The 13,710-nt window shown below is 71.2% G+C and carries 10 protein-coding genes; 8 read left to right on the top strand and 2 right to left on the bottom strand.

All coding sequences use genetic code 11. From position 1 onward, the window contains the following. Nucleotides 1-471: 471 nt before the first annotated feature. Nucleotides 472-1,221 (bottom strand): DeoR/GlpR family DNA-binding transcription regulator, encoded by a 750-nt coding sequence (locus tag ACZ52C_RS15475; protein ID WP_469075196.1) that lies wholly within the window; start codon nt 1,219-1,221, stop codon nt 472-474. A 160-nt stretch (nt 1,222-1,381) separates the two neighbouring features. Between ACZ52C_RS15475 and ACZ52C_RS15470 the strand changes: the two genes are divergently transcribed. The 8 genes from ACZ52C_RS15470 (at nt 1,382) to ACZ52C_RS15435 (ending at nt 13,178) form a co-directional block, all read left to right on the top strand. Beyond that, nucleotides 1,382-2,401: a carbohydrate kinase family protein gene (locus tag ACZ52C_RS15470; RefSeq protein ID WP_469075195.1), complete on the top strand. Its 1,020-nt coding sequence runs from the start codon at nt 1,382-1,384 to the stop codon at nt 2,399-2,401. 54 nt (nt 2,402-2,455) lie between these two features. Beyond that, nucleotides 2,456-3,736 carry an ABC transporter substrate-binding protein gene (locus tag ACZ52C_RS15465; protein ID WP_060882679.1) on the top strand — a complete coding sequence of 427 codons (1,281 nt, stop codon included), beginning with the start codon at nt 2,456-2,458 and terminating at the stop codon, nt 3,734-3,736. Nucleotides 3,737-3,860: 124 nt separating this feature from the next. Then, a complete protein-coding gene (locus tag ACZ52C_RS15460; protein ID WP_220651313.1) occupies nt 3,861-4,745 on the top strand; it encodes a carbohydrate ABC transporter permease in 885 nt (294 codons plus the stop codon). Then, nucleotides 4,742-5,629, top strand: a complete 888-nt coding sequence (locus ACZ52C_RS15455; RefSeq protein ID WP_469075194.1) for a carbohydrate ABC transporter permease — start codon at nt 4,742-4,744, stop codon at nt 5,627-5,629. Before ACZ52C_RS15460 ends, ACZ52C_RS15455 begins: the two co-directional genes overlap by 4 nt. Before the next feature lie 50 nt (nt 5,630-5,679). Further along, nucleotides 5,680-6,645: an alkaline phosphatase family protein gene (locus tag ACZ52C_RS15450; RefSeq protein WP_469075193.1), complete on the top strand. Its 966-nt coding sequence runs from the start codon at nt 5,680-5,682 to the stop codon at nt 6,643-6,645. Further along, nucleotides 6,642-9,614, top strand: coding sequence for a glycoside hydrolase family 2 TIM barrel-domain containing protein (locus ACZ52C_RS15445; protein WP_469075192.1), 2,973 nt, complete (start codon nt 6,642-6,644; stop codon nt 9,612-9,614). Before ACZ52C_RS15450 ends, ACZ52C_RS15445 begins: the two co-directional genes overlap by 4 nt. 28 nt (nt 9,615-9,642) lie before the next feature. Then, on the top strand, nt 9,643-11,472 hold the full coding sequence (locus ACZ52C_RS15440) for a LamG-like jellyroll fold domain-containing protein (protein WP_469075191.1): 1,830 nt from the start codon (nt 9,643-9,645) through the stop codon (nt 11,470-11,472). A gap of 17 nt (nt 11,473-11,489) precedes the next feature. After that, on the top strand, nt 11,490-13,178 hold the full coding sequence (locus tag ACZ52C_RS15435; protein ID WP_469075190.1) for a PHP domain-containing protein: 1,689 nt from the start codon (nt 11,490-11,492) through the stop codon (nt 13,176-13,178). A 72-nt stretch (nt 13,179-13,250) separates the two neighbouring features. Here the strand turns inward: ACZ52C_RS15435 and ACZ52C_RS15430 are convergent, their stop codons facing one another. Further along, nucleotides 13,251-13,706 carry a MaoC family dehydratase gene (locus ACZ52C_RS15430; RefSeq protein ID WP_239758770.1) on the bottom strand — a complete coding sequence of 152 codons (456 nt, stop codon included), beginning with the start codon at nt 13,704-13,706 and terminating at the stop codon, nt 13,251-13,253. Nucleotides 13,707-13,710: the final 4 nt, after the last annotated feature.

Raw genomic sequence — 13,710 nt, 5'->3', positions numbered from 1 at the left:
GGGCGCCTTCCGGAGCAGAGCGCACCGACCCGGTCGAGACGAGCTGACCGACCCTGCCGAGACCGGCCGACTCGACCCGCCGAGGCCGGGCTTGCCGACCCGGGCGCCTTCCGGAGCAGAGCGCACCGACCCGGTCGAGACGAGCTGACCGACCCTGCCGAGACCGGCCGACTCGACCCGCCGAGGCCGGGCTTGCCGGCGACGCCGAGGCAGGTCGCCCGGAGCCGCCGGAGGCCGGGCACCCGACTCCGTCGCGGCCTGGTCGGCCGGTCCCGTCGACGTCGGGCACCCGCGGCCGCCCGGCGGCGGACGCGCGGTGGCCGCCGGGGACGGGTCGGCCGGCCTCGCGGGTGCCGGAGGCTCGGAGCCGTCCGAGGCCGGGCCCGTCGGGCCGTGCCGGACCGGGCGTCGTCACCGGCCGACTCGTCCGGGCCGTTCGACACGTGTCAGTCGTCCCGCCCCCGGGGGCGGTCATGGGGTGACCACTTCGACGCCTGCCTCCTCCAGTGACGTGCGGGTGGACTGTTCCACCGGGCCGTTGGTGACGACCACGTCGAGTTCCCTGGGGCCGCAGACCTTCGCCATGCCCGTGCCGGGGAACTTCGCGGAGTCGGCGAGCAGGACGACCCTGTCGCTCGCCCTGATCATCGCGCGTTTGACGGGGACCTCGACGACGGTCGTGTCCATCACCTGGCCACCGGGACGCACTCCACTCGTTCCGAGGAACAGCCAGTCGGCGTGGAGTTGACGGAGGTTGTCCTCGGTGAGGAAACCGACGAGGGAACGGTACTCGCGGCGGACCATGCCGCCGAGCAGCACCAGTTCGATGCCCTCGTCGTCGGCCAGCTCCTCGTAGACGACCAGGTTGCTGGTGATCACGGTGAGTCGGCGACCGTGCAGCTGCCGGGCCAGGCGGTACGCGGTGGTCCCGATGTCCAGGAGCACGGACTGCCCGTCGTGGACCATCGACGCGGCCTTCGCCGCTATCGCGTCCTTCTCCGCCACCCGCACCTCGGCCACCTCGGCGAAGGGCTGATCGCCCTCGTCCACGACCGCCCCGCCGTGCACCCGGGTGAGCAGCCCCTCCTCCTCCAGCCGGACGAGGTCGCGCCGAATGGTGGCGGGGCTCACACCGAGCTGTTCGGACAGGTCGGTGACCGCTGCCGGCCCGCCTGATCGCAGGGCCCGCAGGATGAGTTGATGTCGTCTCTCTGCCAGCACGCGCTGAACAGTACTCGTCATTCCCAATCAAATCCATGCTCACTTCTGCTCGACTCTTGCCAAACTTCCCGGAGGCGCGCACGATCTGTGCACCGAAATTGAAGACTTTTGAAGAGTGATCTTCGAGAGCCTTCCCAGGTGTCGACGAGAGGGTGCACGCGTGGACGACGACCGGCCCGACGTGCTGCTGACCGGGCTGCTCTTCTACGACCTCGTGCTCACGGGGCTGGGAAAGCCGCCCACGCCCGGCGAGGAGATCTGGACCGACGGCATGGGCTGCGGCCCGGGCGGCATCGCCAACCTGGCGGTGGCCGCAGCCCGTTTCGGCCTGCGGACCTCGCTGGCCACGGTCTTCGGCGACGACTACTACGGCCAGTACTGCCGTGACGTCCTCGCCGGACAGGAAGGCGTCGACCTCTCCCTCTCGCGCACCGCCGACGGCTGGCACACCCCGGTCACCGTCGCCCTCGCGCACGGTCACGACCGGGCCCTGGTCACCCACGGCCAGGAACCGCCGTACTCCCAGGACGTCCTGATGGGCGATCCGCCCGAAGCGCGTACGGCGCTGGTGCACATCGAGGCCGAGCCCCGCGAGTGGCTCGCCAAGGCCGCCGCGAACGGCACGCTCATCTACGCGGATGTCGGCTGGGACCCCACCCAGCAGTGGTCGCGCGACCTGCTCGACCAACTCGCCCTGTGCCACGCCTTCCTCCCCAACGAGACCGAGGCGACGGCCTACACCCGCACCGACAGCGCGGTCGCCGCGCTCGGCACCCTGAGCGAGCTGGTGCCGGTGGCCGTGGTCACCCGCGGCGGCGAGGGCGCGGTCGCGGTGGACCAGACGACCGGGGAGTACGCGGAGGTGGCGGCCCTGGACGTCGACGTGCTCGACGCGACGGGCGCCGGCGACGTCTTCGGCGCGAGCTTCGTCGCCGCCTCCCTCGGCGGCTGGCCGCTGGCGGAGCGGCTGCGGTTCGCCGTGTTGTCCGCCGGACTCTCGGTGGGCCGGCACGGCGGGGGCCTCGCCGCGCCCGGCTGGTACGGCGTCGAGCGCTGGTGGCGCTCGCTGACCGACCCCGACCTGAAGAAGGCCTACGGCTTCCTCGCGGACCGCATCCCGGCCGACGTGGGCCCACCGGTGCGCCACGCCCCGGTCACCCCGCCCGCGCGGCTCCACTGACCCCCCGCACCAAAGCCCCGAAGTACCACGAACAGGAACCAACAGGAGTGACCCGTGGACCTTTCTCGTAGAGGCTTCCTCCAGGCTGCCGTGTTCACCGCGGCGGCCTCCGGCCTGACCGTCGCCTGTGGCGGCGGCTCGGATTCCGGCGGCACCAAGAACGGCAAGAACCTCACCATGTGGTACTGGGGCGGAGCCCTCAGCGACAAGGTGGTCGCCGAGGCCAAGACGCACTTCAAGAGCCAGATCAAGCTGACCAGTTCCTCCATCGGTGGCGACTTCAAGCAGAAGCTCACCACCACGCTCGCGGCGGGCGGCTCCTCCGTGCCGGACATCACCGGCATCAAGGGCGAGGACATCGCCTCCTTCCTGCCCAACGCGGACCGCTTCCTCGACCTGAACGACCTGGGCTTCAAGAAGCTCTCCTCGCAGTACCTGGAGTGGAAGACCAAGCTCGCGCAGACCGAGGACGGCAAGCAGATCGGCTTCCCGATCGACATCGGTCCCACCGCGCTCTTCTACCGTGCCGACCAGTTCGAGAAGGCGGGGCTGCCCTCCGACCCGGCGAAGGTCGCCGCCGAGGCGAAGACCTGGGACGACTACTTCGCGCTCGGCACCGAGCTGAAGAAGGCGCTGCCCGGCACCTTCCTCATCAACAACATGGGCTCGGTGTTCAGCATCGCGGTCGGCCAGGGCACCAAGCGGTTCATCGACCAGGACAACCACTTCATCGGCGACCAGGACCACATCCGCGCCGCGTGGGACCACGCGGTCCGCGCCTACACGCTCGGCCTCGACGCCAAGATCAACGACCAGAGCTGGAACGCGGCCGTCGGCAAGAGCCTGACCACCGAGGTCGGCGCCGCCTGGCACGCGCTGGACATCGAGTCGGCCGCGCCGAACACCAAGGGCAAGTGGCGGGTCTGCGCGACCCCGGGCGGACCGGCCAACCAGGGCGGCTCCTATCTGACCCTGCCCAAGCAGTGCCGGAACCCCGAAGAGGCGTTCAAGATCATCAGTTGGATCCTCAGCCCCGACAACAACGCCAAGAGCTTCGCCGACGCCACCATCTTCCCCGCCTCCCCGGAGACGTACGCGATGCCGGCCATGACGGGCCCCGACGCCTTCTTCGGCGGGCAGAAGATCATCGAGGTCTTCGGTCCGGCCGCCGAGGCCATACCCGTCAGCTACGAGGCGCCCGCCGACTCCGCGGTCATGGCCCCCTTCATGGCCGAGCTGACCAGCATCGAGGCCAAGGGCAAGAAGCCGGACGACGCCTGGAAGGACGCGGTCTCCCAGGCCAAGCAGATCGCCAGGCGACAGGGGGTGAACTGAGGTGTCGTCACCTCCGGTGACCGGTCCCGCCACGGTGCCCGAGCACCGTGGCGGGCCGGGCCCGGCCCGCTTCCGCCCGCGGCGCACCCCGCCCGCGGGCGTCGCTCGGCCCACGCGTCGCGGTGTGCTGTCGTACTGGCGGCAGTACCTGGCGATCTCGCCCTTCTACCTGATCTTCCTCGGCTTCTCGTTCGTCCCCGTCTTCTACTCGCTGTACCTGTCCTTCCAGCGCTACGACGGGCTGGGCACCAAGCAGTTCGTGGGTCTCCAGCAGTTCGAGTTCCTCTGGAGCGACCCGGTCTTCTGGCTGTCCATCCGCAACACGCTGATCATCTGGGTCCTGTCCACCGTCCCCACGCTCTTCGGCGCGCTGGTGCTGGCGACGCTGCTGCACTCGGTGCGCCGCTTCAAGGGCTTCTACCGCATCGCCCTCTACGTGCCCAACGTGACGTCGATCGTCGCCGTGGCGATCTTCTTCGGAGCGGTGTTCAGCAACGACTTCGGGCTGGTCAACGCGATTCTGGGCACGGTCGGCATCTCACCCGTGCCGTGGCTGAGCGATCCGTGGCTGATCAAGGTGGTCATCGCCCTGCTGATGACGTGGATGTGGACCGGCTACAACATGATCATCTACCTGGCCGGCCTCCAGGCCATCCCGCAGTCGGTCTACGAGGCGGCCAGGATGGACGGCGCCGGACCGATCCGCACCTTCTTCCAGATCACCATTCCGATCATGCGGCCGATCATCCTGTTCACCGTCGTCATCTCGACCATCAACGGTCTGCAGAGTTTCAGCGAACCCCAGGTGCTCTTCGCCAGCAACGCCGCCAACCAGAACCTCGGCGGCCCGGGGCAGGCGGGCCTGACCACGCTGCTGTACTTCTACCAGTCGGCCTTCCTCGACAACGACTACGGCTACGGCGCGGCCATCGTGTGGGCCTTCTTCGTACTGATCATCGTGCTCGTCGTCATCAACTGGCGCATCGTGCAACGAGGGAGGAAGTCATGACGACAGCCGTCACCACGCGGCCGGCCACCGGCGCGAAGCCGGCGACGGGCGGGAAGCGGCCGCGCCGTCCCAAGGGCCTCTCCCCGCACCTCTTCCTCCTGCTGGCCGTCGTGATCTCGGTCTTCCCGTTCGTGTGGACGATCGTGATGGCGACCAACACCACGCGGGACATCTACAAGAGCCCGCCGAAGCTGACCCCCGGCTCGCATCTGCTGGAGAACGTCCGGGGTGTGCTCGACACGGTCGACTTCTTCGGGTCGATGCTCAACACGGTCGTCATCGCCTGCGCCACCACGGTGCTGGTGCTGCTCGTCGACTCCCTGGCCGCCTTCGCCTTCGCCAAGTTCGAGTTCCCGGGGCGCAAGATCCTCTTCGGCACGCTCCTGGTGTTCATGATGCTGCCGCTCCAGCTCGCGGTCCTGCCGCAGTTCATCCTGATGTCCGAGATCGGCTGGGTCGGCATGCTCAAGGCGCTGGTCTGGCCCGCCCTCTCCAACGCCTTCGGCATCTTCTGGCTGCGCCAGTACATCGAGAACGGGGTGCCCGACGAACTGCTGGACGCGGCGCGCATCGACGGCGCCGGCTTCCTGCGGCAGTACTGGAACGTGGCACTGCCGATGATCAGGCCCGCGATGTCCTTCCTCGCCATCTACGCCTTCGTCGGCGCCTGGAACGACTACGTCTGGCCCCTCATCGTGCTCACCAACCCCGACCACGTCACGCTCCAGGTCGAGCTGGCCCAGCTCAACGTCGGCCACAACACCGACTACAGCATGGTGATGGCCGGTGTGCTGATGGCGTCCCTCCCGCTGGTGATCGTCTTCGCCGTCTTCGCGCGCGGGTTCATCGCGGGGGCCACCGAGGGCGCGGTCCAGGGCAGTTGAACCGCCGTACGGCGGCAGGTGGACCAGTGTCGAGACAGAGGGGCGCAGTGGTGCACACCGAGAGCGACGGGCGGCCGGAACACGGCAAGGTGCTGGTGGTGGGCATGGACGGGGTGCGCTTCGACAGGCTCGCCCGCTCGTCGGCCACGGCGCCGGTGCTGCACGGGCTGATGGCCGCGGGCGCCCACGGCAGCAGTCTGCTGCCCTACGGCGAGGTGGACGGCGGTGCCGAGGGCGGGCCGTCCACCAGCATGGCCTACACCGACTCCGGGCCGGGCTGGTCGAGCGTGCTGACCGGGGTGTGGCCCGACCGGCACGGGGTCACCGGCAACGACTTCGAGGGCGCCGACTACTCCCGGTACCCCGACTTCCTCAGCCGCGCCGCCGCCGCGCGGCCGGGTCTGCGTACGCTGGCCGCGGTGTCCTGGCCCGAACTGGTCGACCGCGGCACCCTGGGCCCCGCCATCGGCGAACGCGCGCGCTACGACGGGGAGTCGGGCGGCTACGAGGACGCGGACCGGCGCGTCGCCGACACCGCCGTGCGCCGGCTCACCGAGGACGACCCGGACGTCGTGTTCGTGTACTTCGGCGCCACCGACGAGGCCGGCCACGCCACGGGCCCCCTCAGCCCCGCCTACGACCGGGCCCTGCTGGCCCAGGACGCCCACCTCGGGCGGCTGTTGGAGGCGATCGACGCCCGGCGCCGCGACCCCGCCCGCGCGGACGAGCGCTGGACGGTCCTGGTCACCACCGACCACGGTCATCTCGACGCCGGCGGTCACGGCGGCGACACCCGCGCCGAACGCGAGGTCTTCGTCGTCCTCGCCGAGCAGGGAGCCCCCTCGGACGGGACCTCCCCCGGCGCCCGTCTGGACTCCCCCCGGCTCATCGACATCGCCCCCACGGTCCTCGACCGGCTCGGCATCCCCGTCTCCTCCGCCTGGGACCTGCCGGGGCGCGTCCTGCCCCGGCCGGTTCCCTCCCCCCTGTCACCCCCGACTTCGGAACGGTCATGACCGACGCACTCTTCGCCCTGCGCCCCTGGCAGCACCCCGAGGTGACCTCCTGGGGGCGGCTGCCCATGAGCGCCGTGGACCGGCGCGAGGGGGCGGTGTCGCTCGACGGCCGGTGGCGCTTCCAGCTGCTGCCGTCGCCCGAGCGGGAGCCCGGGCCCGCCTGGTCCTGGGCCGAACTCCCCGGCTCCTGGGCGCTCCACGCGGCGGAGGACCCCCCGCAGTACACCAACGTCCGGATGCCCTGGCCGCAGTTCCCGCCCGACGCGCCCGCCGCGAACCCGACCGGGGTGTACGAGCGGGAGGTCGACCTCCCCGCCGAGTGGGCCGGCCGCCGGATCGTGCTGCACGTGGGCGCCGCCGAGAGCGTGCTGCTCGTCCACGTGGACGGGCGTCCCGTCGGGGTCTCCAAGGACTCGCACCTGGCCGCCGAGTTCGACCTGTCCGGTCTGGTCCGCGCCGGGGCGCGGGCGACCGTGCGGCTCACGGTGGTGAAGTGGTCGGACGCCTCGCACATCGAGGACCAGGACCAGTGGTGGCTGGGCGGGATCACCCGCCCGGTGCTGCTGTACGCCACCGATCCGCTCCATCTCGCGGACGTGACCGTGCGGGCCCGCCGTGACGGGGAGCTGCGGGTGGACTGCCGGGTGCGCTCGGCGGCGGGGACGGCGACGGGCGCGCTGCCGGCCGGGTGGTACGTCAGCGGGGAGTTGGACGGTCCGGCGCCGGCCGGTCTGGAGCTGGCCCAGGACCGGGAGTTCGACCGGTTCAACGCCGAGGACGAGCGGGTCTCCGACTTCCTCGGCGAGGCCCGGCTGGGCACGGTCGTCCCGGACGTGCGGACCTGGAACGCCGAGACCCCCGAGCTGTACGACCTCACCGTCCGGCTGCACCGCGCCGACGGCACGGTGGCCGACACCTCGCGCCACCGGGTCGGCTTCCGCGACGTGGAGATCCGCGGCCGGGACCTGCTGGTGAACGGGGAGCGGGTCTACATCCGGGGGGTGAACCGGCACGACTTCCATCCGCTGACGGGTCGCACGGTGTCGTACGAGGACATGCGGGCGGACCTGCTGACGCTGAAGCGGTTCGGCTTCAACGCGATCCGCACCTCCCACTACCCGGGCGACCCCGCCCTGTACGACCTCACGGACGAGCTGGGCTTCTACGTGGTGGACGAGGCGGACATCGAGTCGCACGACCACGCGCACGAGATCGCCGACGACCCCCGTTATCTGAACGCCTTCGTGGACCGTGTCTCCCGCATGGTCCTGCGGGACAAGAACCATCCGTCGGTGATCGTCTGGTCGCTGGGCAACGAGTCCGACTACGGGGCGAACCACGACGCGGCGGCGGGCTGGCTGCGGCGCCACGACCCGACGCGTCCGGTGCAGTACGAGGGGGCGGCGAAGCTGGACTGGGCGGCGACGGACGACGCCTCCGACATCGCCTGTCCGATGTACGCGCCCATCGAGGACTGTGTGGCGCACGCGCTGTCGGGCGAGCAGACCAGGCCGCTGATCCAGTGCGAGTACTCGCACGCCATGGGCAACAGCAACGGCACCCTCGCCGACACGTGGGCCGCCATCGAGGCGACCCCGGGTCTTCAGGGCGGGTTCATCTGGGAGTTCTGGGACCACGGCATCCTCCAGCGTGTGAACGACGGACGACCGGCCGGGCGTGGGGGCGCCGGGCTGTACGAGAACGGGGTCGCCGGCCCCGGCCTGCGCTGGGCCTACGGCGGCGACTTCGGTGAGACCGTCCACGACGGCGCCTTCATCGCCGACGGGATCGTCCTCCCCGACCGCACCCCGAAGCCGGTGATGTTCGAGCACCGGGAGATCGCCGCCCCGGTGCGGCTGTCGGTGGAGGGCGAGGACAGCTGGCGGGTGCTGCGGGTGCACAACCGGCAGCACTTCCGCGACCTTTCGTGGCTGGCGGCCGAGTGGGAGTTCGCGGCGGCCGACGGCGGCACCTGGACGGTGCCGGCCCAACTGCCCGCCGTACCGCCCGGCGGCTCGGCGGTGATCGACCGGCCCGAGCCGGCGGGCGGGGCCGGCGAGATCTGGCTGACGCTGCGGGTGACGACGGCCGACGACGAGCCCTGGGCGCCGCGCGGCACCGAGGTGTGCTGCCCGCAGGTCCAGTGGTACCCGGCGGAGGAGGGCGAACCGGTGGTGGGCGCCGAGGAGGACCTCGGGCACGTCCCGCCGCCGGAGACGGACCCGGACGGGCTACTGCTGCATCCGCTGCTCGCCTCCCCGCCGGTCCTGAGCCTGTGGCGGGCCCCGACCGACAACGACGTCCTCGGCGGCATGGCCGAGCGCTGGCGCGAACTGGGTCTGGACCGCGTGGAGCGCGAGCCGGTCGCCGTGGAGCGCAAGGGGTCCACCGTGCGGGTCCGCTCCCGCTGGACCACGGGTGCGGGGGTCGTCGAGCACGAGCAGGCGTTCACGGCGCTGGTGGACGGCCGGCTGCTCGTGGAGGAGACGGCCGTGCTCCCGGAAGGGCTGACGGACGTGGCCCGGGTCGGCACGGTGTTCGAGACCGCCGAGGGCCTCGACAGTCTGGCCTGGTACGGGCAGGGCCCCTGGGAGAGCTACCCGGACCGTGCCGCCGGGGCGCCCGTAGGTCACCACGCGGCCCCCGTGGACGCGTTGTTCACCCCGTACCTGCGGCCGCAGGAGAGCGGGGGCCGGCACGGTGTACGGCACTTCACGCTCTCCGGGGGCGGTCACGCCCTGGCGGTACGGCTGGACGGGCCCCGGCAGGTCTCGGTCACCCGGTATCGCGCGGCGGACCTGACGGCCGTCGCCCATCACGACGAGTTGGTGTCCCGGCCCGGCTGTGTCGTCCACATCGACGCGGCGCACCGGGGACTGGGCACCGCCTCGTGCGGTCCCGACACCGCGCCGTCGTACCTCGTCCCCCCGGGCGTCCACCGCTGGTCGTGGACGCTGCGGGCGCTCTGAACCACGAACCCCCATCTACGGAGTCACTGTGTGCACCTCGCACGAACCGGGGCAGGAGTCTGCCCGGGCCCGCTCGGGCAGACGTAACTTCCTGCGCGCCACGGCCCTGCTGGGCGCGGCCGCCACCGTCTCGCTTCCCGCCGTGGCGCAGGCGGCGCCCGAGCGCCGGCGGCCCGATCCCACGAGCCGCCGCTTCACGCTGGCCGTCATGCCCGACACGCAGTACCTCTTCGACGGGCCGAGCATCGACAAGGCGCCCGTCGAGGCGTCCCTGCGGTACCTCCTGGAGCACGGTGAGGAGGAGAACATCGTGTTCCTGTCGCATCTCGGGGACCTCACCCAGAACGGCACCGCGCAGGAGACGGTGGCGATCGGTGAGGCCTTCCGGCTCCTGGACCGCCGGGGTGTCGGCTACAGCGTCCTCGCGGGCAACCACGACGTGCGCTCGTCCACCGACGACCAGCGGGGGCCGACCCCGTACCTGGACGTGTTCGGGCCCGACCGCTTCGAGGGCCGGCCGACCTTCGGGGGCGCCTCCCCGGACGGCTACAACTCCTTCCACCTCTTCGAGGCGGGCGGCCGGCAGTGGATGGTGCTGGCCCTGGACTGGCGGCTCTCCGCGAAGGGCTTCGCCTGGGCGAAGGACGTCCTGGCCCGGCACCCGAGGACTCCGGTCGTGCTCACCACGCACGAGATCGTCGACGGCGACGACTCGCTCTCGACGTACGGACAGCAGGTGTGGGACCAGCTGATCGAGGACCACGACCAGATCTTCCTCACCCTCAACGGGCACTACTGGCCGGCGGCGCGGGCGACCCGGAAGAACGCCGCCGACAACGATGTCCATCTGCACCTCACGAACTACCAGAACCGGTACTTCGGCGGCGCGGCGATGATCCGGCTCTACCGCTTCGACCTCGACCGGAACACCATCGACGTGGAGACGGTCTCCCCGTGGATCCTGGGCCGGGCGGCGAAGGGGCTCAACGAGCTGGAGCGGCAGGAGATCGAACTCTCCGGCGACGCCGACCGGTTCACCGTCGAGATCGACTTCGAGAAGCGGTTCGCCGGGTTCGCGCCGGTGCCCGCCCGCGCGGCCCGTCCGGCGTCGAGGATGCTGATACCCGGCACGGTCGCCTACTGGCGGTTCGACGGGCACCAGGACGGGGCCGAGGTCGGCGGCACCGTCCCGGACCGCTCAGGACACGGCAACGACCTCACCCTCGTGACCGTCGGCGGCGGCACCCTGACCTGGTCGGCCGACCACCACCCTGACCAGCCGGGCCACGGCAGCCTGGAGTTCCACGGCGGCAAGCCCCCGCTGACGGGCGCCTATCTGCGCACGGTCGACGGGGCTCCCCTGAACTCGGCCACGTTCAAGGACGGCTACACCATCGAGGCGTTCTACCGGCTGCCCGCCGACTGGAACCCCTCGAACCACGCCTGGGCCGGCGTCCTCGGCCGGACCGGCACGGGCGGCGCGGCGGGCAAGACCGCCGACGACCCGGACGAGCCGCTCGCCACGCTGTCGCTGTCGAACGACCGGGAGCCGCAGTGGGCGGTGCGCCCGCTCAACCAGCAGGGCATCGCGACCAACTGGGGTCAGGAGACCCCGCTGGAGACGTGGTGGCACCTCGCGGTCGTCAACGACGGACGGCACACGACCCTCTATGTGCAGGGCTGCCCGGTCGTGCGCAATCCGAAGGCCCCCGCCGTCGGGCTCGCCTCGGTCGGGCTGCCCTGGATCCTCGGCGGTTACGAGTACGCCGGGAAGATCGACCAGATCCTGCACGGACGCCTCGGTGACGTCCGCATCGTCGAACGGGCGCTGCCCGTCACGTCGTTCATGAACCACTGAGAGACGAGGGGACCACCATGTCCGACCTGTCCGGCACACCCGAGCAGCCGCTGCCCGTCTGGGCCGATCCGTCCGTCTCCGCCGCCGACCTCGACGCGCAGGGGGTGTCGCGCCGTGGACTGCTGCGGGGCGCGGGCCTCTTCGGTGCCGCGTTCGCGACGGGCGCGACGGGCGCCCTGACGACCCCGGCCGCGGCCGCTTCCCGCCCGTACGGGGGCGAGGACCCTCGGCTCGCCTACCTCGTGGGCGACCATCACGTCCACAGCGTCTACAGCCACGACGCCAAGTACACGTTCTCCCAACTGGCTGCCGCGGGCGCGCGGTACGGTCTCGACTGGATGGTGTTCACCGAGCACTCCAACTTCGGGCACGCCGACTTCGGGGCCGCGCTGGAGCACCGGGAGATCCTGCGGGCCCGCGCCGAGAACCCCCGCCAGCTGATCTTCCAGGGCCTGGAGTGGTACATCCCGGGCGCCGAGCACTGCACGGTCTTCACCACCCCCGGCCGGCACGAGGTCGACCTGCTCACCCGCTTCGAGAGCGCCTACGACGGCAAGCTGCTGGGCTACACGGACGGTTCCGTGGGCGGCGCGGACACCGCCCGCAACGAGGCGCACGCCGTCAAGGCCGTCAAGTGGCTCGCGGAGCAGCGTCGTTCGGGCTACGTCGACGACGTGCTGGTGCTCGCCAACCACCCCCTGCGGCTGGGCATCGACTCCCCGCACGAGTTGCGCAACTGGCGGGACGCCGCCCCCGAGATCATGATCGGCATGGAGGGCGCGCCCGGCGCCCAGGGCGCGGCCATCCCCGGCTGGCGGGGGACGACCTCGATCCGGGGCGAGTACGAGAACAAGCCCTCGGCCCAGTCCTGGCCGGGCTACCCGGTGGAGGCGTACCTCACGTACGGCGGTTTCGACTGGTCGACGGCGACCGTGGGCGGGCTCTGGGACGCGATGCTGGCCGAGGGCCGGCTGTTCTCGATCACCACCAACTCCGACGCCCACCGGATCGTCTTCGACACCTGGAGGAACGGCGACTGGCCGGCCGGGCAGACCTTCGACAGCACCGGCAAGCTGCCGGACCCGGTGAACACCGACACCCCGCAGCCCGGCAGCGACTTCTGGCCCGGCCAGTTCAGCCGCACCCACGTCGGCGTCACCCGCTACGGATACCGCTCGGTGACGGCGGGCCTGCGCGCGGGCCGTGTCTGGGTCGACCACGGCCACCTTCTGGACGGCCTGGACGTCCGGGTCAAGCGCGACCGTGACAACGGCCGGGGTGTCACCCTGGGCGGCCGGCTGCGCGTCCGCAAGGGGGAGAAGCTCACGCTGACGGTGACCGTGACGACCGCGTCGCGCGCCAACCCGCACGGGATCCTGCCGGAGTTGGCCCACGTCGACGTCGTCCGGGGGGCGGTGCGCGGCCCGGTGACCGACCGGGACGCCTGGCGGGCCCCCGACACCAAGGTCGTCCACACGAAGGACGTGAGCGGTCGCACGGGCACGTACACCCTGCGCGTCCCGCTCACGGCCGGCGACGAGTCCTTCTACGTCCGGCTGCGCGGCAGCGACGGCAAGCGGAACGGGGCGGGTTACCTGGGCGCGTCCATCGATCCACACGGCCCGATCCCCCACGAGCCGGGCGACGGCGACCCGTGGGAGGACACGTGGTTCTACTCGAACCCCGTTTTCGTGGACGTGAGTTGAGCGGCGGATGCTTCTAGGGGCGCCAGGAACCGCGCGACCGGCCACGACGGACGCGCGGTTCCCCACCGACCCTTACGCGTAGAAGCGGGACAGGCTCTGCAGCACGGCCGCCGGCTTCGGCGCCCCCTCGATCTCGATCGTCCCGTCGACGGTGATCTGCACCCCACCGGGCACGTCCTCGACCGACGCCAGCTTGCCCACCAGGCGGATCTTCGACCCGACCTTGACCGGCGACGGGAACCGCACCTTGTTCAGGCCGTAGTTGACCTTCGTCGAGACGCCCTCGACGTCGAGCAGCTCGGTGAAGAGGGGGATGAACAGCGACAGGGTCAGGTACCCGTGGGCAATCGGCGCGCCGAAGGGGCCCTCGGCCGCCTTCTCGGGGTCGACGTGGATCCACTGGTGGTCCCCGGTCGCGTCGGCGAACGTGTCGATGCGCTCCTGGGTGACCTCGATCCACTCGCTGGTGCCGAGGTCGCTGCCGGCGAGCTTCTTGAGTTCGTCGATGCCGTTGACGGTGATGCTCATAGGA

The sequence above is a fragment of the Streptomyces sp. NPDC034049 genome, from assembly GCF_055575575.1.
Note: the sequence above shows the minus strand (reverse complement) of the source record. Positions and strands in the feature narration are given on the sequence as shown.